This is a genomic window from Mesorhizobium sp. INR15 (assembly GCF_015500075.1).
GTDB lineage: Bacteria > Pseudomonadota > Alphaproteobacteria > Rhizobiales > Rhizobiaceae > Mesorhizobium.
On the sequence record NZ_CP045496.1, the window covers coordinates 5,470,614 to 5,490,178 of the forward strand.

The 19,565-nt window shown below is 61.7% G+C and carries 20 protein-coding genes and 1 pseudogene; 6 read left to right on the forward strand and 15 right to left on the reverse strand.

Annotated features, from left to right (window positions below):
• Positions 1-91: 91 nt before the first annotated feature.
• A complete protein-coding gene (locus GA829_RS26810) occupies positions 92-1,018 on the forward strand; it encodes a LysR substrate-binding domain-containing protein (RefSeq protein WP_195175590.1) in 927 nt (308 codons plus the stop codon).
• 14 nt (positions 1,019-1,032) lie between these two features.
• On the opposite strand, the gene GA829_RS26815 is transcribed toward GA829_RS26810, so the two are convergent.
• The 7 genes and pseudogenes from GA829_RS26815 to recO all read right to left on the reverse strand — a co-directional run bounded on the left by GA829_RS26815 (position 1,033) and on the right by recO (position 9,442).
• Positions 1,033-2,502: a RimK family protein gene (locus tag GA829_RS26815; protein ID WP_195175591.1), complete on the reverse strand. Its 1,470-nt coding sequence runs from the start codon at positions 2,500-2,502 to the stop codon at positions 1,033-1,035.
• Between the two features lie 5 nt (positions 2,503-2,507).
• Positions 2,508-3,605, reverse strand: a complete 1,098-nt coding sequence (locus GA829_RS26820; protein ID WP_195175592.1) for a peptidase C39 family protein — start codon at positions 3,603-3,605, stop codon at positions 2,508-2,510.
• A 208-nt stretch (positions 3,606-3,813) separates the two neighbouring features.
• Positions 3,814-4,605 (reverse strand): anti-sigma factor family protein, encoded by a 792-nt coding sequence (locus tag GA829_RS26825; protein ID WP_195175593.1) that lies wholly within the window; start codon positions 4,603-4,605, stop codon positions 3,814-3,816.
• Positions 4,602-5,120: an RNA polymerase sigma factor gene (locus GA829_RS26830; protein ID WP_195175594.1), complete on the reverse strand. Its 519-nt coding sequence runs from the start codon at positions 5,118-5,120 to the stop codon at positions 4,602-4,604. The genes GA829_RS26825 and GA829_RS26830 overlap by 4 nt, the downstream gene beginning before the upstream one ends.
• A 161-nt stretch (positions 5,121-5,281) precedes the next feature.
• The gene (locus GA829_RS26835; protein ID WP_195175595.1) at positions 5,282-8,071 is read right to left on the reverse strand and encodes a DUF2339 domain-containing protein; all 2,790 of its coding nucleotides are present in this window, start codon (positions 8,069-8,071) and stop codon (positions 5,282-5,284) included.
• A 93-nt stretch (positions 8,072-8,164) separates the two neighbouring features.
• Positions 8,165-8,684 (reverse strand): annotated as a pseudogene (locus GA829_RS37365) (PaaI family thioesterase).
• On the reverse strand, positions 8,681-9,442 hold the full coding sequence (recO, locus tag GA829_RS26845; protein ID WP_195175596.1) for a DNA repair protein RecO: 762 nt from the start codon (positions 9,440-9,442) through the stop codon (positions 8,681-8,683). The pseudogene GA829_RS37365 and the gene recO overlap by 4 nt, the downstream one beginning before the upstream one ends.
• Before the next feature lie 239 nt (positions 9,443-9,681).
• Between recO and GA829_RS26850 the strand changes: the two genes are divergently transcribed.
• Positions 9,682-9,888: a hypothetical protein gene (locus tag GA829_RS26850; protein ID WP_195175597.1), complete on the forward strand. Its 207-nt coding sequence runs from the start codon at positions 9,682-9,684 to the stop codon at positions 9,886-9,888.
• Positions 9,889-9,892: 4 nt separating this feature from the next.
• Here the strand turns inward: GA829_RS26850 and GA829_RS26855 are convergent, their stop codons facing one another.
• A complete protein-coding gene (locus GA829_RS26855; protein WP_195175598.1) occupies positions 9,893-11,056 on the reverse strand; it encodes a porin in 1,164 nt (387 codons plus the stop codon).
• A gap of 563 nt (positions 11,057-11,619) precedes the next feature.
• Here GA829_RS26855 and GA829_RS26860 point away from each other — a divergent pair.
• Genes GA829_RS26860 through GA829_RS26870 form a run of 3 tightly spaced genes read left to right on the forward strand, consistent with a single transcriptional unit; the run spans position 11,620 to position 14,050 of the window.
• Complete coding sequence (locus tag GA829_RS26860; RefSeq protein ID WP_195175599.1) at positions 11,620-12,450, forward strand: DUF1295 domain-containing protein; 831 nt, start codon at positions 11,620-11,622, stop codon at positions 12,448-12,450.
• 5 nt (positions 12,451-12,455) lie between these two features.
• Positions 12,456-13,496, forward strand: a complete 1,041-nt coding sequence (locus tag GA829_RS26865) for an SAM-dependent methyltransferase (RefSeq protein WP_195175600.1) — start codon at positions 12,456-12,458, stop codon at positions 13,494-13,496.
• The gene (locus GA829_RS26870; protein ID WP_195175601.1) at positions 13,493-14,050 is read left to right on the forward strand and encodes a hypothetical protein; all 558 of its coding nucleotides are present in this window, start codon (positions 13,493-13,495) and stop codon (positions 14,048-14,050) included. Before GA829_RS26865 ends, GA829_RS26870 begins: the two co-directional genes overlap by 4 nt.
• Here GA829_RS26870 and GA829_RS26875 read toward each other — a convergent pair whose 3' ends face one another.
• On the reverse strand, positions 14,051-14,461 hold the full coding sequence (locus GA829_RS26875; protein ID WP_195179816.1) for a DUF2177 family protein: 411 nt from the start codon (positions 14,459-14,461) through the stop codon (positions 14,051-14,053). It lies immediately after the preceding gene.
• Positions 14,462-14,646: 185 nt separating this feature from the next.
• Between GA829_RS26875 and GA829_RS26880 the strand changes: the two genes are divergently transcribed.
• Positions 14,647-15,027, forward strand: coding sequence for a DUF2147 domain-containing protein (locus GA829_RS26880; RefSeq protein ID WP_195175602.1), 381 nt, complete (start codon positions 14,647-14,649; stop codon positions 15,025-15,027).
• Positions 15,028-15,048: 21 nt separating this feature from the next.
• Here GA829_RS26880 and era read toward each other — a convergent pair whose 3' ends face one another.
• The 6 genes from era to pyrE form a co-directional block, all read right to left on the reverse strand.
• Complete coding sequence (gene era / locus GA829_RS26885) at positions 15,049-15,978, reverse strand: GTPase Era (RefSeq protein WP_195175603.1); 930 nt, start codon at positions 15,976-15,978, stop codon at positions 15,049-15,051.
• Between the two features lie 51 nt (positions 15,979-16,029).
• Entirely contained in the window at positions 16,030-16,752 is a 723-nt protein-coding gene (rnc, locus tag GA829_RS26890) for a ribonuclease III (RefSeq protein WP_195175604.1), read from the reverse strand.
• The gene (lepB, locus tag GA829_RS26895) at positions 16,752-17,501 is read right to left on the reverse strand and encodes a signal peptidase I (protein WP_195175605.1); all 750 of its coding nucleotides are present in this window, start codon (positions 17,499-17,501) and stop codon (positions 16,752-16,754) included. Before lepB ends, rnc begins: the two co-directional genes overlap by 1 nt.
• A 78-nt stretch (positions 17,502-17,579) precedes the next feature.
• Complete coding sequence (acpS, locus tag GA829_RS26900; protein WP_195175606.1) at positions 17,580-17,993, reverse strand: holo-ACP synthase; 414 nt, start codon at positions 17,991-17,993, stop codon at positions 17,580-17,582.
• Positions 17,990-18,589: a DUF2062 domain-containing protein gene (locus GA829_RS26905; protein ID WP_195179817.1), complete on the reverse strand. Its 600-nt coding sequence runs from the start codon at positions 18,587-18,589 to the stop codon at positions 17,990-17,992. The genes acpS and GA829_RS26905 overlap by 4 nt, the downstream gene beginning before the upstream one ends.
• A 382-nt stretch (positions 18,590-18,971) precedes the next feature.
• The gene (gene pyrE, locus GA829_RS26910) at positions 18,972-19,550 is read right to left on the reverse strand and encodes an orotate phosphoribosyltransferase (RefSeq protein WP_195175607.1); all 579 of its coding nucleotides are present in this window, start codon (positions 19,548-19,550) and stop codon (positions 18,972-18,974) included.
• Positions 19,551-19,565: the final 15 nt, after the last annotated feature.

A 19,565-nucleotide genomic window follows, 5' to 3' on the forward strand; every position in this document is an offset into this window, starting at 1 on the left:
GCTCTGATCTCATACCCTAGCCGACATAAAACCTTTCCAAAAACGAGGATTTCTGCAATTTAGATAAGACCACCTTATCTATCTGGTTGCGATGATTGCATCTCCATCCTTACGTGGTCTCCAGGCTTTCGAAGCCGCAGCGCGCACCGGCAGCTTTGCCACAGCCGCCGAAGAGCTTTCGATCTCGGCCGCAGCGGTCAGTCAGCTGATCCGGACCATTGAGGACCAACTGGGCCGAAAGCTGTTTCATCGGATCAACCGCCGCGTCGTGCTTACCGAGGCAGGCGTGGAAATGCTGCCACGGCTGACGACGGCATTTTCAGAGATCGGCAGCGTGGCGCGGGAGTTGGGCAATTCCGAATTCCGGTCGCGGCTCGTCGTGTCGGTTCCGCCATCCATGGCAATGGGCTGGCTCTCAACCCGGCTGGCGGGCTTTGTCGCGGCTCATGGCGCGGTCGACATATCGCTTAGAGGCGAAGACGACCCGGTATCGTTCGACCGTGATCTGATCGACATCAGGCTTTCCTATGGGCCTCACTATCGCGACCATATCACTGAGGACATCGTCCCGGACGCTGTCTATCCGGTTTGCGCGCCAAGCATTGCCACCGATCGCGCCAGCGATGCCGGTGGTCTGCTCGGCCTGCCGCTGATCCATACCGACTGGGGGCCGGCGGGGGCATCGTTTCCCTCCTGGCGCAGTTGGTTCGAAGCGACCGGCATCGAACCCGGCCGCGCCCTTCAGCGTGGCCTTTCAGCCAATTCGTCGCGAGCAGCCCTGGACCTCGCCATTTCCGGCCTCGGCGTGGCGCTCAGCCAGGGCGTGTTCTGCGCGGAGGCCCTGGAGGACGGCCGATTGGTCAGGCCCTTCGTCCGGGCTCTCGAACTGCGCCAGCCCTATTGTCTGACGATATCGCAAAGGAGCGCGCGACGAGAGGTGGTGGTCGCGTTCAGACAATGGCTGATCGGTGAATGCCTGCGCTCCGTCGGCTCGCCGGCCCTGCTTGTGAAATCCTGATCGAAATCAGACTGTTATCCCCGACCGCCCGGCCGATCGAGCCGCTCCAGGAACCACTGGGTCAAACGAACCCAGACTTCGTCCTTCTCGCCGGAATCTTCCCAGCCATGGTCGAGGTTGGGGTTGTCGTTGACCTCGATCACGAAGACGCCGTCCTTGGTTTCCTTGAGATCGACACCGTAAAGGCCGTCGCCGATGCAGCGCGCCGCCCTCACCGCCGTCTCGACGACATGAGCCGGCGTTTCCTTCAAGGTGAAGGTCTTGATGCCGCCCTGGTCGGGCTTGCCGTTGGCCTTGTGGTTGACGATCTGCCAGTGCTTCTTGGCCATCAGATAGTGAACGGCAAACAGCGGCTGGCCGCCGAGCACACCGACGCGCCAGTCATATTCGGTCGGAATGAATTTCTGCGCGATCAGAAGGTCGGAATCCTCCAGCCACTCGGTGGCGAGCGTCTTCAACTCCTCGAAGGTGCCGCACTTCTTCACCCCACGCGAAAAAGAGGAGTCGGGAATCTTCAACACCAGCGGGAAGCCAAGCGTCTGCGCCGCTAGCTCGAGATCCGAGGTACCGGCGATCATCACTGTCGGCGGAACCGGCACCTTGTTGTAGGTCATCAACTCGTTGAGATAGACCTTGTTGGTGCAGCGGATCATCGACAGCGGATCATCGATGACCGGCATGCCTTCCTGCTGCGCGCGCCGGGCGAAGCGATAGGTATGGTTGGAGATCGATGTCGTCTCGCGGATGAACAAGGCGTCGTAGTTGGCGAGCTTGGCCAGATCCTTCTTGGTGATCGGCTCGATTTCAACGCCCATCTTCTCGGCGATCTTGGCCCAGTAGCGCAGCGATGAAATCTCCGACGGCGGGAGTTCCTCATGCGGGTCGACCAGCGTGGCGAAGGTGTAGCGTGCCGGCGTGCGGCCCTTGGTGTCGCGCCATTCGCGGTTGGTATAGGTCTCGAGGCACTGGATGAAGTGCGCTTCCTCATCCTCCGTCATCCGGGCCAGCGGATGGAAGCCGATCTTGCGGATCGACGCCCATTCGGCGCTGTCCTTGATGTGAACTTCCAGCGCCGGCGCGCGGAACCAGTCGAACAGCAGCTTGGCGAAACGGTCCCAGACTTTCGACGGACCGATGCCGAAGAAGATGCAGACCTTGGCCGGAAAAGCGCCGCCCAGATCCTTGCGGCATTTGTTCAGCGCCAGCTCCAATTCGGGCAGCGCATGCTCGTAGAGCTTGCGCTCCGACAGGTCGATCATCGTCTCGACGGTCGGAATGACCTTGTGGCCGCGCGAACTCGCCAACAACGAGGAATAATAGCCACGGCTCTGGTAGCTGTAGCTGTTCGACAGGTTGATGACCTTCGGCCGCTGGCCGCGAAACAGCGAAGGATGCGCGAGGTAATCGCGGTTGGTGATGATCTTGTGCGGTGTCGCCACCTGATCGAGATCGCTCTGCCTACCGGTAAGGATGACCCAGGTCATTGTTATCAGCGCTTTCCCAGAGTGATGGCGGCACGCAGTCCGTCGCGGCCGAACTGCGCCATGTTCATGAAGATGCCGTAAGGCACGGGAATGTTGGCGGCATCAAGGATGGTCTCCTGCCTTTCGTCCTCGACCCAGGGGTCATGGATCAGGATATGGTCACCATCATCGCCGATGGCCAGCACCCAATGCGGCACCTTCTTGCCGAACATCAGGAAGCCGCTGATCAGCACCAGAACCAGTTTGCCGCCGGCGATCGCGGCGCGAATGTCGTCGATGGTGAACGGACGATAATTCACCGGGATACCGTAAAGTTCCGCGCGGCGGCGAAAGTCGACCTGAGCCAGTTCCATCACCCGGCGCTTGTCCTCGCTGCGCACCGATTGCAGGAACAGCGCGCCGTAAAATGACACGTGGATTTCCGCTGAAAGCCCGCTCTCGTGGCCGGAGACGGCGAGACCGAACGGCTCGCAGCCGCCAGGTCCCGACATCATGAAGACGGTCGTCGCCTCGCGCCACAGGCGGATCTCCATGACCGGATCCGGCACGAAGGCGCGATCGAAATTGGCCATCGCCATCATCAGGCAACACGGGCCGCAGGTGAATTCGCAAGTCTGCGGGTAGAACGGCACCTTCGTGGCGATCGGAATGTCGCCGCGCAGCGTCTTCTCGTAGCGCAGCGCGGCCTGGCCATCCTCATAATAGCCGGGCTCGCGGCCGATCTTGCGATAGCCGCTGTGCTCGTAGATGCGGATCGCCCTGGCGTTGTCCTCACGCACCTCAAGACGCAGCATCATGCGGCCATGCTCGAAGGCGGCGTCCTCCGCCTGCTCCAGCAGCGTGCGGCCAATGCCGCGGCCGCCGAAGAACGGACTGATGGCGATGGAATAGAGCCTGGCCACGCCACTGCCCTTGCGAAACAGCACGATGGCATAGCCGGCGACGCGGCCGTCGCATTCCGCAACCAGCGTCTCGGCGGTTTCGCGCTCGATGAACAAGCGGAAAGAGCGGCGGGAGATACGGTCGCCGGAGAAAACAGCTTTCTCAATGGCGGCGAGATCATCGACGTCGGAAGCGCGGGCCTTGCGGATCTCGGCAGGCATGCGGAGCTCGAAAAACCTCGATTGGGTTGTTGGAAAAGGCCCTGTTCGAAAACGTCCATGACGCCAGCCGAAGTGCTGGGAGTCATCAAGCGCTATCGCACCTCGAATAGGGCCGAATTGTGACAGATTCGACGCCTGCCCAATCGTGAAAAAGAGCTTTGAACACGATCGCTATTCGCGGATTGGCCTCACCTCGAGGTGAGGCCGTTCAAGTGGCGAGGCCAGCCAGAAGCTGGCCGTAGGCGCTCTTGGCCACCACGGCCAATTGCTCGCGAGGCAATGAGCCAACGACGGCGCAGCCATAGCCCTTGTCCAGCCAGTAGACGGCCTGCGGGCCGTCTTGCGCCGAAGCATAGGTGCCCCTGGCATTCTCGGTCGATTCCGCCGTGACGAAGAGAGAGATGCGCTCGCCCTTGTCGTCCTCATAGAGCAGCATCGCGGCCTTGCCATCGCCGGCTGGCAGCAAGCGGCCGCCGATCAGCTGGAAACCGTTCGCGGTCAGATCCGGCGCCACCAGCTTCAAGCCGACGCGGTTGGACAGCCAGGTCTGCAGATGATCCTTGTCGCTGGCCGGCACTTCGACCGCATGCCGCTTTTCGGCGGCGTAGATGACATGGGCGGCGATCGCCTGCTCGGCAAGCTGGTCCTCGGCCGGATCTTCCTGGCCGATCCTGTCAATGCCGGCAAAATAGCCACCCAGACCGCCAACGGCGAGCATTGCCGCGGCAGCAGCCGCGAGCCACCAGCGCGAGCGTGATGCCGCAACCCTGAACGGCGCCTCGCCAAGCACGACCTTCTGCAGCCGCGCCGGCACCGGTTCATCAAGCACACCGGCAAAGGCGGCGCGCAATGCGGCCCGGTCGGCGGTATAGCGGATGCTCCTGGCCTTCATTTCAGGGTTCGCGTCGAGCCAGGCGTCATAGGCCACGCGCTCGTCGCCGGGCAGCTCACCATCGAGCGCCATGTGGATGTCACGTTCGGAAAAATCGCGGCGGATCATTTCTCGACGATCCTTATGGCGCGGCGGCGCGCGGTGTCATCGAGCAGGCCGCGCAATTCCTCACGCCCGCGCGCGATGCGCGACATCAGCGTGCCCGCCGGAACGCCAAGGATATTGGCGGCCTCGGCATAGGAAAACCCTTCGATGGCGACCATGACAAGAGCTGCACGGCGATCGGGGCTGATCGCCTGCAAGGCGTCGATGATCTCGCGCGAGGCGATGCTCTCCACCTGTTCGGCGGGCTGGGCAAGCGCCTCGCCGGCCTCCAGGGGCAGCATCGCGGCTTCGCCGCGCCGGTTCACCTTGCGCATCTGGTCGATGAACAAATGATGCATGATCGTAAACAGCCACCTCCGGGGGCTTTCTCCTGTCTGCCAGTTGTCGAGCCGGACGAGTGCCCGCTCGAGACAGTCCTGAACAAGGTCGTCGGCAGCATCGCGGTCGCGCAAAAGCGAGCGTGCGTAGCGGCGCAGGCGCGGTATTTCGCCAAGGATTGCTGCCTTCTTTTCGTTCATGACCGCTGGTTCTGAGGTCGCCTTTGTTGATCCCAATTCAACGCGCCTTCCCGGCGCGGCGCAAGCGGCCAGCGCGAAGCGGTCCGCCGCCCCGGTCACCCAAGCAATGAGATAACGTGGCGGACAGCCGTTTTATTCCCGCCCAAAGTGAAATCCTGGTGTCATGGCTCGCCAGCCGGCGCCTTCTCCCTCGCTGCCTGCGTCAGCAGCCGCTGATAGAACAGGCCGATGCCGATCAGCACGGCGCCGAGGCCGATGAAGGACAGCGCCCGCAGGACGCCTTGCAGTTCCGACATGTCGAAGAGAAACACCTTCAGCACGGCAATCGCGATCAGCGCGGCGGACGCGATGCGCAGCACCTGCGACTTCAGCCAGACACCCGCGGTTAGCAGCACCACGCCAATGACCAGCCAGAGTGCGGAATAGGTGTAGGTTTCCAACTGGCCAAGGCCGCTCCAGAGGCCAATGAATTCGCCCTTGAAGATGCGCCTCACGGTCAGCGTGGCGTAGGCGAAGGCAAGCAAGGCAGCGACCAGCGCCAACATGGCCGAATACCACCTTGGCCGCTTGCCTCGCACATACAGCGCCAGCCCGCCAGCGGCGATCGCCGGCAAGAGATAGGCAAGGAACAGCAGGTTGAAGACCGGGATCTGGCCGGTCGATTCGTCCGTGAACAGCGGGTTCAGCACGACGAAGTGTCGGATGACAATGAAAGCGACCGAAAGAACACCCGCCGCCATGGAGCCATAGCGCAGCACCGAACTCGGTGAACGCATGTCGATGGCGACCAGGATGCCGCCGGCGCCGATGGCAATCAGCGTGTAAATCGCCTGCTCGGCCAGTGTCACCGTGTCGGTGTTGATGACGCCGCCATGCATGGCATGGCGCACCAGCATGGCGAGCGTCAGCAGCGCAAACAGCGCTGTCGCCGCCTCCATGACAAGACGCGGCCGGCCATTGGTGGTGCGGGCGAGCTGCCAGGCGGCAAAGCCGAAGGCAAGTGCCGGCACGCCATAACCGGGCAGCAGCCAGTTGAAGACCGGCGTCGTCGACAGTAACTCGGCGCCAACGATTGTCGGGTCGAAGGCGACGCGGCCAAGCACCGCGATCACCGCGCCGACAGAGATCCAGCCAAGCACGGGATAGCCACGCCAGCGCGTAGCCAGCGCCGGCACGATGGCGGAGGCACCGAGCAGAATGGTGGTCCAGCCGGATCCGAAGGCCATGTGCAGCATCAACAGGCCGGCGATGGCCGCGCCACCGAGTGCAAAGGATGTCGCCACCCTGCCCTGCAATGGCGGTTCTTCGCCTCGTGCGATCCATTCGCCACCGACCGCGAAAACCACGACGAGAAGGGCTGCGACCGCCGCATAGGCAAGGTCGCGGTCGAGGTTGCCGTAGGTGAGCCACAGCGCCAGCAGGATGATCAGTGGGGCGCCAACGCCCCATGCCGCCCAAGAGGCGGCGCGGATTTGCGCCGAAGCCGCGAAGCGGCGCGCGGACCAGAATCCGGCGCCAATGAAAACCAAGGCGAGGCCAATGCCGATACGCAACGTCAGGGCATTGCCTGCCGTCACGGGCAGCCCGTCAAAGCCGACATTGCCTCGCGCAAAATCGGAGCCGATGTTGGTAGGCGGAATGATGCCCAGATGGATCAGCACGGTCACCAGTCCAGCAGCGTGCAGCAGCGGCAGGGCACGCGGCCGATAGGCCGCAACAGCGACAAGAGCAGCAAGGACCACGGCACCCGGCAAGGCATCCCCGGCGGCGACAAGTGTCGTATCGACCGACAGGCCCAGAGCCGAAAACGCGACAAAAGCTCCCGGCACGATCGATGGCCAATCGAAGCCCTTTTTCCCCGGTTCCGCGTCGCCGCCACGATGGCCGAGCCAGACAAAGGCGAGCGCTCCCAGCGTGACCGCGTCGATGAAGAGAATGATGGAGAGGTTCGCGGCCGGTGCATCGCTCATGTAGAGGATCGTCCAGATGCCGGTGCCGGCAAAGGCTGCCGCCATCAGGAAGGTCCAGTCGCGCATGCGGGCAATGACACTGGTGGCGATCAGCACGACTGCGAGATAGCCGAACAACGCCCAGAAATTGGGCGTCTGCGAGCTGATGAGCGCCGGTGTCACCAGGGCGCCCAGCAAGCCGATGCCGGCCAGCGCCAGGCCATGGACAAGGCTTGCGGCAATGGTGGCAATGCCGATGATGCCGAGCAGCACAAAGGCGAATGTCGGGCCGATGAAGCCGTAGACCCCATAAGCCGCATAGACCGTGCCGAACAGGATGAAGGCGCCGGCGGCTGTCAGGATGGCCGGAATGTAGGCGCCGGCGGCACCCTGGACCGGTACTTTGAAGCCGGTGCGACGGATGAACTCGCCGCCAGCGACCAGAACCAGACCGAGCACAGCGGCCATTGAAAGCCGTACACCGGGGCCGAAAATGCCGGCCTCGATGGTGTAGCGAATCAGGAAGAGGCCGCCCATTGCAAGCGCGATGCCACCAACCCAGACCGCCCAGCGGGTGCCGAGAGCGGTCTCGATGTCAGGTTTCCTGGCGGCTTTCGCCGGTTCGGAAATTGGCGGGATGGATCCGGCCGTTGCCGCTGTGGTTTCGCCGGCGCTCCACGGGCCAGATGCTGCTTGGCTGGGCTCAACCACGGCCGGCGCTTCAGCAACGGTCACCGACATTGCCGCGGCCGCTGATTGCGCCACAGGCTCCGTGGCAACAGGAGTGGCCTCATTGGTTACAGCTGGGGCATCCAGGCTGGTCGTCTCCAGCACCGCCAGTTCGGATGGTTTGACCACAGGCAGCACCTCCTGGGCACTTGAGAGCACAAGACTGCGCAGCGCGCCAAGCTCGCGCTCGATCAGGCCGATGCGGCTCTGCTGGCGAGATATGATGACGAACAGCGCGATGATCGCGACAAGGCCGATCAGGCTTTCAAACATGGCGGTTCCCCCAAACCAGGCCGGTCTTCACTGACAATCAATTATGGCCGACAGACGGCTAAGCAATTCAAGTGCGGCCGATGGCCGGGCAAATCAACGCTCGGCCAGGTTGGCGGCCGGAAAGATCGAACATGTTTCGGTGCCGAAAGCCAGCAGTTTGCCATTGGCATCCTTGAGTGTCGCCTCCGACACCGCCAAAGTCCGGCCCTTGTGGATCACTTTGCCTTCGCACACCACCTCGCCGGTTTTCGGCTTGATCGGCCGCGTCAGGTTCACCTTGAACTCCGCCGTCGTGTAAGCCTCGCCCTTTTTCAACAATGTCTGCACGGAACAGCCCAGGGCTGAGTCCAGCAATGTCGCCGCCCAGCCGCCATGTACGCTGCCCAGCGGGTTGAGATGACGCTCGTTTGGCACACCGCGAAAAAACAGCGCGGCCCTCGGAGACTTCGGTCAGCGCGAAATTGAGCTGGAAGGAGATCGGCGGCGCCGGATATTTGCCGTCGATGATGCGCTGGAGAAGTTCGATCCCGCTGTATCGCAATATGTCTTCGTGCGGGATGGTGCCAAGGCCGAGCGGCGAGACCCGGCCTGGGTAGATTTCCACTTCGCTCATGCAGCGTTTTCTCCGGTGATAACCTTGCGCGCCGCGTGGTGCTTGCGCAATGCCGCGAGGAAACCGGTCCGCGCGCCAGGCTCCTCGATACCGCGCGGCTCATAGACGTGGCGAGCGAAGAAGAACCCGCTCAGCCGGAAGGCATCCTCGATCGCGGCTGGGTCGGCGCGCAGGCCGGAACCGCGCTGGAGGAAGGCTGGCAGTGCCAACATCTTGTCATGCCAAGGCGCGCCGGCTTCACGCGATACGGCGCGGCCCGATTTTGGCGAGACATAGGCAAGATCCTGCCGCACGCCGGTCGCGGCGCATTGGCTGAGATCTAGACCGAAGCCGAGTTCGTCCAGCACCAGCAGTTCGAAGCGCGCCACCAACTCGCCGGCCGCATCGGCATCGTCGAGATGGACGATCATCACGCCAAGTGTCTCGTAGAGCCCTTGATGGGCGTCGCGTTCCGGCAGCAGGCGCAAGTGTGCCGCCATGGTCTGGAGGCCGTATACGGCGACCGCGCTGTCCATCAGCCGGGCGGCATTCATCTCGATGGCCTCAGCCTGGAAGGTGCCGAGATGCTCGTCAAGCCGTGCCCGCCACAACAGGTCGACACGGTTGCCTGGCTGGAGGACGGGCTGCTGCTTGCGCGAGCGGCCGCCGCGCACGAGGCCGAGATGGCGCCCATGCGCGCGCGTCATCACCTCGAGAATGGCGCTGGTTTCGCCATGCTTGCGGGTGCCGAGAATGATTCCCTCGTCGCGCCACTCCATGGCGAAAGCTTTTCACCGGTTGGGTGGCGAAATCAAGATGACGTGTTGGTGTACCTGACACCATCGTGCGGAGGTGGCCTTGTCAAAGAAGGTTACCCGTAGCGGCGTATCAAAAGGTGAGCTTGTGGTCCGCTATGCCCCAAATTGCGATGAGGCCCGACGCTCCGGACGGAACGGCGGGCCATGGTCGCAGGCCATTCTTGGAGGTCAGGTCCACGCGGAAGCGATAGCGAGGCCGCATGTCAATTGAACGACAGCCTCTGGCGAGCACGATCATCATCGAGCGCGACGCATTTGACCTGATTGAAGGGTCGGCGAGAGCGTTTCATAGTCTGGAAGGTGAAATCAAGCCAGGTCGCCTGCACGGTCGCCGGCCTGTCTGGAAAATCGACCGACAAAAAACGCCCGCAGCACTGGTGCCGCGGGCGGTCGATAAGATCGGCTGATCTGTTAGAACGAGCGCTGGAAGCGGAGAATGCCGCCGAGGTTGCTCTTCTTGGTCGCGCCGGCCCACAAGGAGTTGGCCGGGGTATCATTGCCGACGTTCTGGTAGTCGACTTCAGCCGTGACCGTAAAGCCGGGCACAACGGTATAGGCAATGTTCGCGGCGACGCCGAGGTTCTTCCAGTCGTCATAGGAAACCTGGGCATTGAAGGACGTCTTGGCGTTGATCTTGTAGGTGCCGCCGCCCCAGATTGCCCAGTTGCCGCCCCACTGCTTGTAGAAGCCACGGCCCTTCGCGTTGATTGCATTGGTCGGGTCGGTGAGGTTGTCATCGGTGCCGTAGCCGCCCATGACGAACAGCGAGAATTCCTTGGTGACGTTGACGTCCACACGAACCTTGCCGGCCACTTCTTCGTAATTGCTGTCATAGGCGACAACACCGGTGATCGCGCCCCAATCGGCCTTGTACTTCAAGCCGCCGACGACGTGGGGAACATAGCTGTCGATGGTACCGAGCTTGCCGGCGCCTTCTTCGAGCGAGACCAGGCCCGAGAAGCCGTTGCCTGCGTCGAAGTAGTACTGAACGACGTTGCTCTCCTGCCCGCCATAAGGCACGATCGTGTCCTGGATGACGTTGCCGGCATAGCCGATGAATGTATCGAACGCCGTATCGTCCTTACCGACGCGCAGGCCACCAAGCTGAATCCAGGCAAAACGCAGCGAGAGCGACTTGTTACGGCCCTGCCAGTCGTCGGCGTTGGTTGCACCTTGATTGAGATAGTCGCCGCTGCTGTTGCCGTAATTGAAGCGGGTCTCGGTGTAGGTCTTCAGGGTACCGAGTTCGGTTTCCTGGCCGGTCCAGGTCTTCAGCGTGAAGCGTGTGTTCTTGTAGAAGGTCGAATGGGTGTTGCCGTCCTGATGGTCCGGGACATGATTGACACCATCGAGCGAGCCGACGTCGCCAGCGCCGATGTCGTAACGGACATAGCCGCCGATGCGCAGGCAGGTCTCGGTGCCGGGAATGTAGAAGTAGCCAGCGCCATAGACGTCGCAGATCTTGACGTATTCGGCCGGTTCCGGTTCGGCGACGACGACAGCGTCCGCGGCGCGCGCGCCGGAGACTGCGATCAAAGCCGCAGCTGAGCCGAGAAGAAGGCTCTTGATGTTCATTTTCTGACCTCTCCAGTCAAAGTTAAAAATGGCTTCGGATTTTGTGGTTGGCGGCAACATTTCCCGCCTCACCCCCACAATGAAAAAGGCTCGCACCGCTCGCCCCTTTCGGCCCGGAACATACTCATCGATCGTCCGCCTTCAATGACGATTCCTGAAATAATCCATATTTCGAACACAGATTAAATTCGTGTTGCACAAATAACACTCGGATTGTTCGGCACATTGTACAATTGGCACAATCGGCACGGTGTCATATTTATGTTACAAACGCCATCTATATTTAATGTTAATCAACATACAACTATCTTATAATCCACACCATTCAATACTTTTAAAATTTCATTCCTTTTACATCTATATATGTCGGAATTTTCCGCCACTAACGCAGGCATTTGCCACCACTTCATCGGCGAAAATACGCTGACACGATTCAACATGCAGGGACCTTCGGCGGATGGGTCGCCGGCAGAAGGCGGTTTTTGCCAAGCCAGCCGAAACTCGCGCAGGCGGCCGAGCGTTACTGGCCTGACTCGAACAACATCCAATCAAGACGATCTTCCATGACGCCTCTCGCCATCCTTGCCGTCCTCGCCGTCGCGCTGTCGCTCGCCATGACAGGCGCCTGGGCGATCGCGCTTCGCTCCGGGAAATCTGGATGGGTGGATGCAACATGGTCGTTGGCAGTGGGCGCCGCCGGTGTCGCGGCATCGCTGATTCCCTTCGGCGCGCTTTCGCAGCCAACGACGCGGCAGATGATCGTCGCGGGTCTTGCTGCGCTCTGGTCGCTACGCCTCGGCCTGCACATCGTCGCCCGCACGAGGAAGGGTGGTGATGACCCCCGCTATGCGCAGTTGCGAAAGGACTGGGCCGGGGATTTTCCCCGACGCCTGTTCTGGTTCCTGCAGATTCAGGCGGCTTGCGCCTTCCTGCTGGTGCTTGCCATCGCCGCCGCAGCCCACAACCCGGCGCCTGGGCTTCGCCTCGGCGATTGGCTGGGTATGGCAATCCTGATCGTCGCTGTTGGTGGCGAAGCACTGGCCGATCGTCAATTGACGGGCTTCCGTGCTGACCCTGCCAACAAGGGGCGGGTCTGCGATGTCGGCCTCTGGGGATATTCGCGTCATCCGAATTACTTCTTCGAATGGCTGGGCTGGCTCGCCTACACGGCGATCGCCATCGACCTCAGCGGCGTCTACCCTTGGGGCTGGGTAGCACTTTGCGGACCAGCGTTCATGTACTGGCTGCTGGTGCATGTCTCCGGCATACCGCCGCTGGAGGCGCATATGCTGCAATCGCGTGGTGAAGCCTTTCGCGCCTATCAGCGCCGCATCAATGCCTTCTGGCCCGGCCCGCCACTGCAGCCATCGTCTCTCGAAAGCCCGGGGAGCTAAATCTCATGAACCTGATCGCCTCAGCCATAACCACGGTCGAACGCACACCATTCCCGGATCCGGTAACCCGATACGGCATCCAGTTTCTCGTCGGCCGTACGCGCCGGCGCCTGTCCACGGGCTCAATGGCCACCGACAGCGATTTCGCCCGCGCCATGGCGGAGCATCCGATCGCCACCCATGTCGAGGCCGCCAATGAGCAGCACTACGAACTGCCGCCGGCCTTTTTCGGTCTGGCGCTCGGACCACGCCGCAAATATTCGAGCTGCCTCTATGACAACGGCGCCGAAACGCTTGAGCAGGCCGAGGTGCGGGCGCTGGAGGAGACCATTGCCCATGCCGATCTGGCCGACGGCCAGCGCATCCTCGAACTCGGCTGCGGCTGGGGTTCGCTGACCTTGTTCATGGCCGAGCGTTTTCCGTCCGCCAAAATCATCGCCGTTTCCAATTCAGCACCGCAGCGCCGCTATATCGAAGAGCAGGCCAGAATGCGGAAACTGGCCAATGTCCAGATCATCACCGCCGACATGAACGACTTCAGCCCGGAAGGCGTGTTCGACCGGGTGGTCTCGGTCGAGATGTTCGAACATATGTCGAACTGGAAGGCGCTGCTGGGGCGGGTCAAGGGCTGGATCGCGCCGCACGGCAAGCTGTTCCTGCATGTATTCACCCACAAACAGGGCTGCTACCGATTCGACCATGCCGACAAGAGCGACTGGATTGCCAACCATTTCTTCACCGGCGGCGTCATGCCAAGCCATGGCTTGATCCGGCGCTTCCCCGAGATTTTCGAAGTCGAGCAGGAATGGCGCTGGAGCGGCAAGCACTACGAACGAACCGCGAATGACTGGCTTGCCAATTTCGACGCCAATCTACCGGAAATCGACCGTATCCTGACGGATGTCTACGGCAAGGATGCCGCTTTGTGGCGCCGGCGCTGGCGGCTGTTCTTCCTGGCAACCGCTGGGCTGTTCGGCCACGCCAACGGCGAGGAATGGGGCGTCAGCCATTATCGGCTGCGCCCGGCCACGGACAGCCAGAGTTGAGCCTTTCATCGCTCTGGCTGTCGATAAAGAACTACGCCGCGCATGACGATCCGCTGGTAGCCACTGCCAACCTGATCGCGCTGGTGGTTGTCTCCAACCAGCCCTTCTATCCGCTTTATCTCTATTGGCTGGTCGGGCCTGATATCGCGCCGTCATACTGGCTGTTCCTGTCGACGCCATTCTTCGCCGCCGTGCCAGCGGTGGCGCGATTGAACACGATTGCCGGCCGCGCGCTGCTGCCCGTGGCTGGTATCGCCAACACGATGCTGAGCGCGAAGGTGTTCGGCACCGCGTCGGGCGTCGAGATGTTTCTCATCCCTTGCGTGTTGATCGGCCTTGTGGTGTTCAGGCCCAACCAGAAACTGATCGGCCTGACCATTGCCGGCCTTGCCTTCCTTGTGTTCGCCTTGCTGCACGGGCGCTACGGCGCACCGATGCATGTCTACACGCCCGAGGAATATGCAAGTTTCGTCAAGCTCAATGCGACAAGTGTTGGCACGCTCACCGCCTTTGTCGGGCTGTTGGTGGCCGGCCTGATCGACGGCAGAAAATAGCTATGCGACGCGCGCAAAATGCCTGGCGATGAGAAAGCCGATCGTCGCAGCGGTGGCTGACAGGACCGTTCCCCAGCACAGGTCGGCAATGGTGATCTGCACCGGCCAGTTCTTCAGCGTCGCCTGGTTGGTGAGGTCATAGGTGGCGTAGGCAACGAAGCCGAAAACGGCGCCATTCATGGTTGCGGTCATCGCACTGCCGGTGCCGAAAGCCGGCTGAATGGCGAAATAGACGATCCCGGCGATGTAGATGAGGTAGAACAGGATGGCCGGAGTGAGGTTGAAGCCATCGACCAGCATGTCACCCAGAAGCGGCCGATAGAGCCGGCTCGCCGTCAGCGTCAGCCAAATTGAATCGATGCCAAGGAAGACCAGCGCCGTCGCCAGATAGGCCACTCCGTAAGTTCTCAACAAATGACTCTCCTGCGTTGGGCTTTGCCGTCCGCAGCAAGAACGGCCGGGATGCAGTTACAGTTTCGAGCGTCAGCACGAGACGTTCCGTAAAAAGGCAGGAAAGCGTTCGAAAAAGCGGTCTCTCCCCGAAACTCCAGGCGGATGAGCTGCGTATTTGCCTCTGTATTGGCGGCGAGGTCGGCATGAAAGTAAAGAAGATTGGGCTGGGGCTCAGTGTGCTCTGGCTGGCCGGAGCCGCTGTCGCTGCATCGCAACCGGACCCGAGCGGCACCTGGATGCGTGGCGACGGCAATGCGAAGGTGCGCATCGCCCCTTGCGGCGCCGACATCTGCGCCACCAATCTCTGGATCAAGGACACCAGCCGCGGCGAAAATGTCGGCGACAAACTGGTGATGACCGTCACGCCGAAATCCGCCGACACGCTTGCCGGCAAGGCCTTCGACCCGAAGCGCAACCTGACCTATTCGATCCAGGTCAAGGTGAGGAAAGCCAGCCTCGTCACGCGCGGGTGTGTGGTCGGCGGGCTGGTCTGCAAGAATGTGAACTGGTCGCGCGCGCAATAGATCGCTAGCGCCTGGGCGCTTTCAGCGCGGAAATTCGAGACCCATCTCGCGATAACGCTCCGGGTCATCGCCCCAGTTTTCGCGCACCTTGACGAACAGGAAGAGGTGCACTTTCTGCTCGAGAATGCCTGCTATCTCCATCCGCGCGGACTGGCCTATGGCGCGGATCGTCTCGCCCTTGTGGCCAAGCACGATCTTCTTCTGGCTGTCGCGCTCGACATAGATGGTCTGGTCGATACGGACCGAGCCATCCGGCTTCTCTTCCCATTTCTCTGTCTCGATATGGGAGGAATAAGGCAGTTCCTGATGCAGCCGCAGATAGAGCTTTTCGCGCGTGATCTCGGCCGCGAGCTGGCGCATGGGCAAATCGGAAATCTGGTCCTCGGGATAGTACCAGGGACCCGCGGGCAGCGCCTCGGCCAGATAGTCGAGCAGATCCTTGCAGCCGGAGCCGGTCAGCGCCGAGACCATGAACGTGCGCTTGAACGGCACTCTTTCATTCGCTGCCGCGGACAAGGCCAGCAAAGCCTCATGCTTGACCCGGTCGACCTTGTTGAGGATCAGCACCATCGGCTGGCGCACATCCTTCAGCCGCTCGAGAATGGCGTCGGCATCCCCCCTGATGCCGCGCTCGGCGTCGATCAGAAGCAGCACGATATCGGCATCCTTGGCGCCGCCCCAGGCGGTCGTTACCATGGCGGTGTCCAGCCGGCGCTTCGGCTTGAAAATGCCCGGTGTGTCGACGAAGACGATTTGGGCATTCTCGTGCGTGGCGATGCCGCGCACGATGGCGCGGGTCGTCTGCACCTTGTGGGTAACGATCGAAACCTTGGCGCCGACAAGCTGGTTGACCAGCGTTGACTTGCCGGCATTGGGCGCACCGATCAGCGCAACGAAGCCGGAGTGGGTGGGCGCAGGCGTCGCCGCAACAGCATCTTCAGTGGCGGTCATGCCGCGCATCCTTCCAATAATTTCAATCAAAGCACTATGTTTGGCGGCAATCTATAGCGTTTCTGGAGATGGTGCGCTGTCCCAGACGCCTTCGCGCAGCAGAAAAGCCGATGCCGCAGCTTCTTCGGCGGCCCTGCGGGAGCCGCCGGTGCCGATCGACGGCGCGAAACCGTTCACCTGTACCGCAACCGTGAAGACCGGCTGATGGTCTGGCCCTTCGCGTTTCTCAATGACATATTCCGGTCTGCTCTCGCTGGATTTGGCGATCCATTCCTGCAACTCGGACTTGGGGTTGCGCGGCTTGGTCACGACCATGCGCGAGCGCGGCTCCCAGTAACGAAGGATGAACTGCCGTGCCGCTTCGATGCCGCCGTCGACATAGATGGCGGCGATAAGCGCCTCCACCGCATCCGCGAGATAGCTTCCGCCAGAGCCGCGTGAGCGCGCCTTCAGGGCAGCATCGGCACGAACCAGCGTTTCCAGCTCCATCAGGACGCCGATTTCGGAGCAGGTGCGCGAATCGACCAGCGCGTTGAAACGCGGGGCGATCTCGCCTTCCGGGGCATCGGGAAATTTCTGGAAAAGCATGTCGGCAACGACCAGGCCGAGCACCCGGTCGCCAAGGAATTCGAGCCGCTCATTGTTGCTGGCGGCCTTGACGGCGCTGGAGTGGGTCAGCGCCGTTTCGAGCAGCCTCTTATCCTTGAAGGCGTAACCCGTGCTGGCCTGTACCGCATCGGCCAATGCTTCGCCGGTTGGTCGTTTCAGCGCCATCAATTGACGAAATGGAACAGGCGCGAAGCGCGCATCAGCGACGGCCACTTCCAGATTTCGAGCGGGCTTGCCTTGCCGGCGATCGAGAAGAACACAAGATTGGCGCGGCCAACCAGGTTTTCAGCCGGGACATAGCCGACGGTAAAGCGGCTGTCGGCGGAATTGTCGCGGTTGTCGCCCATCATGAAATAGTGGCCGGGCGGCACGTCGAACTCGCGGGTGTTGTCGCCAATCGAGTTCGGATTGAGGTCGAGCGTGTCATAACTGACGCCATTGGGCAGGGTTTCCCGGTAGACATCGATCGGCTGAGGCATTTCGGTGATATCGGGATTGTCGATCTGGCCGGTCTTCACCCGAGGCACGGCGACGCCGTTGATGAACAGCTGACCATCCTTCATCTGGATCTTGTCGCCCGGCAGGCCGACCACGCGCTTGATGTAGTCAATGGACGGGTCCGGCGGGAACTTGAACACCGCCACGTCACCGCGCTTCGGCTCGGAGCCCCAGATACGGCCCGAGAAAAGGTCAGGGCCGAATGGCAGCGAATACCGGGAATAGCCGTAGGACCATTTGGTAACGAACAGATAGTCGCCTTCCAGAAGTGTTGGCCGCATCGAACCAGACGGGATCGAAAAAGGCTGGAACAGCAGTGTACGAATAACCAGGGCGAGCAAAAGCGCCTGGACGATGACGCTGACGGTTTCGCCAAGCCCGCCGGATTTCTTCTCGGATTTTTCAGCCACGCTCATGTCGTCCTCGATTGTGCGTTGGATGGTATAGAGTCTCGGCGCGCGCTGGGCAACGTCAATGCCAGCCGTCAGAAGCAATCAATGTGGCGCTTCTTCGACGGGCAGCGCCTCGATGATCACAAAGGCTTGAGCAAGCGGGAAATCATCGGTGATGGTGAGGTGGATCACCGCACGATGCGTAGCCGGCAGGATTTTCTCAAGCCGCGCCAGGGCGCCGCCGGTCAGCGCCATGGTGGGCGCGCCGCTTGGCAGGTTGACGACCCCCATGTCGCGCCAGAAAACGCCCTGGGCAAGGCCGGTACCAAGCGCCTTGGCACAAGCCTCCTTGGCGGCGAAACGCTTGGCATAGGAAGCCCCGCGGGCTCTTCTGTTCTCGGAGCGGGCCTGTTCCATGTCGGTATAGATTCTCTGGATGAAGCGCTGGCCATGCCGCTCCAGCGACTTTTCAATGCGCCTGATGTCAATCAGGTCGCTGCCAATGCCGATGATCATCGCGCGGTGGAACCGACGCTCGCGCCGGGATGAGACGATTGCGCATGGCGGCTGGCGCGCTCGGCCAAGCGCTTGCGCCTCTGCTCGCGAAAGACATTCATGCCCCAGCGGGTGATGCCGTAGAACACGAGACCAAACACCAGTCCGAGCGGCACCGCGCCGATCAACATCGGTTCCAGCACGGGATGCCAGAGTTTCGCGAAGGAAAGCGTGTGCATCATCTCGCCCAGATGCGCGGGCGGACCATGTGCCGGCAGTCGATCGTGCAGGATGAGCTTGCCGGTCTCCCAGGACGCGCCCCACAACAGCGGAAAGGTCAGTGGATTACCGAAGAGAACCGCTCCGAGTGCTGCCGCGACCAGGTTGCCGGCGATCACCCAGCACAGAACGGCGGCAATGATAAAATGGAAACCTACCGGGAAGAACGACGCGAAAACCCCGGCGGCCACGCCAGCAGCCACGGCGTGCGGGGTGGCTTTCAGCCGCAGGATGCGCTTGGAAAAATATTGAAGCGAGCGCGAAAACGAGCGGCGCGGCCACAAGTAGGTGCGCACACGATCAAACAGGCCATCAGGATTGCGGCGTCGAAAAAGCACTCTGTTCCTATTCCCGGCAACTTCACGGCTCACGCGCCGGCCACTCCAGCCGGGACGCGACAGCCACATCTTGCGCTTTACGGTCACCGGAAGGCAATCGCAACGTTGATATAGCTACGTGCCGGCTGAAGAACAACCGAGAGCGGCCTACAACGAGCCGGCTCGGCTTTACATTTTGGTAAGCTGCATTCACCGCCAAATCGCGGCGGATTTAAGGAGCCACCTGCGCCGACGACGGCCAGTATTCACGGGCCTGGATCAGATTGCCTTCCGGATCGACGTCATAAGGCCACGCACGCCGACCCGCTCGAGCTCAATGGCAACGCCATTGGCCTGCAAGCCGGCTCAGACCTGTCCGAGCGGCCGATTGGCGAGCCGCATCTCAGATGTTGCGGCTGCCGGGCTTGATCGCCGGTATGGCGGCAAGTTCAGGCGGCAGACGGTCGGCCGGGTAGGCCGGGACCTCGTATTCGGCAAGCGCGATGAGCGGCACGCCAACGTGTGTCTTGCCGGCCGAACGGTCGATGATGCAGGCAGCGGCAACAACGTCGGCGCCAATCTCGCGCAGGCATTCGATTGTCTCGCGGATCGACAGGCCAGTCGTGACAATGTCTTCGACGATGACGACGCGCGCGCCCTTGGCGATCTCGAAGCGGCGCAGCCTGAACTCGCCCCCTTCCCGCTCCACCCAGATCGCCGGCACGCCGAGATGGCGCGACGTTTCATAGGCCGGAATGATGCCGCCGATCGCCGGGCCGACGACATAGTCGATTTTGCCCGGCACGGCCGCCCGTATCTTTTCCGCCAGCGCCTTGCATAGTCGCTCGGTCTTGTCGGCATGCATGAATACCCGCGCCTTTTGCAGGAAGACCGGACTGCGCAGGCCCGAGGTCAAAATGAAATGTCCTTCGAGGACAGCGCCGGCCTCGCGGAAAATACCCAGCACTTCATCGGTGTTCATGTAGCCCAGCCCCCA

Coding starts and splice junctions, on each gene's coding strand:
- GA829_RS26810 (WP_195175590.1), top strand. CDS start 92: ATGATTGCATCTCCATCCTTACGTGGTCTCCAGGCTTTCGAAGCCGCA.
- GA829_RS26815 (WP_195175591.1), bottom strand. CDS start 2,502: ATGACCTGGGTCATCCTTACCGGTAGGCAGAGCGATCTCGATCAGGTG.
- GA829_RS26820 (WP_195175592.1), bottom strand. CDS start 3,605: ATGCCTGCCGAGATCCGCAAGGCCCGCGCTTCCGACGTCGATGATCTC.
- GA829_RS26825 (WP_195175593.1), bottom strand. CDS start 4,605: ATGATCCGCCGCGATTTTTCCGAACGTGACATCCACATGGCGCTCGAT.
- GA829_RS26830 (WP_195175594.1), bottom strand. CDS start 5,120: ATGAACGAAAAGAAGGCAGCAATCCTTGGCGAAATACCGCGCCTGCGC.
- GA829_RS26835 (WP_195175595.1), bottom strand. CDS start 8,071: ATGTTTGAAAGCCTGATCGGCCTTGTCGCGATCATCGCGCTGTTCGTC.
- recO (WP_195175596.1), bottom strand. CDS start 9,442: ATGGAGTGGCGCGACGAGGGAATCATTCTCGGCACCCGCAAGCATGGC.
- GA829_RS26850 (WP_195175597.1), top strand. CDS start 9,682: ATGTCAATTGAACGACAGCCTCTGGCGAGCACGATCATCATCGAGCGC.
- GA829_RS26855 (WP_195175598.1), bottom strand. CDS start 11,056: ATGAACATCAAGAGCCTTCTTCTCGGCTCAGCTGCGGCTTTGATCGCA.
- GA829_RS26860 (WP_195175599.1), top strand. CDS start 11,620: ATGACGCCTCTCGCCATCCTTGCCGTCCTCGCCGTCGCGCTGTCGCTC.
- GA829_RS26865 (WP_195175600.1), top strand. CDS start 12,456: ATGAACCTGATCGCCTCAGCCATAACCACGGTCGAACGCACACCATTC.
- GA829_RS26880 (WP_195175602.1), top strand. CDS start 14,647: ATGAAAGTAAAGAAGATTGGGCTGGGGCTCAGTGTGCTCTGGCTGGCC.
- era (WP_195175603.1), bottom strand. CDS start 15,978: ATGACCGCCACTGAAGATGCTGTTGCGGCGACGCCTGCGCCCACCCAC.
- rnc (WP_195175604.1), bottom strand. CDS start 16,752: ATGGCGCTGAAACGACCAACCGGCGAAGCATTGGCCGATGCGGTACAG.
- lepB (WP_195175605.1), bottom strand. CDS start 17,501: ATGAGCGTGGCTGAAAAATCCGAGAAGAAATCCGGCGGGCTTGGCGAA.
- acpS (WP_195175606.1), bottom strand. CDS start 17,993: ATGATCATCGGCATTGGCAGCGACCTGATTGACATCAGGCGCATTGAA.
- pyrE (WP_195175607.1), bottom strand. CDS start 19,550: ATGAACACCGATGAAGTGCTGGGTATTTTCCGCGAGGCCGGCGCTGTC.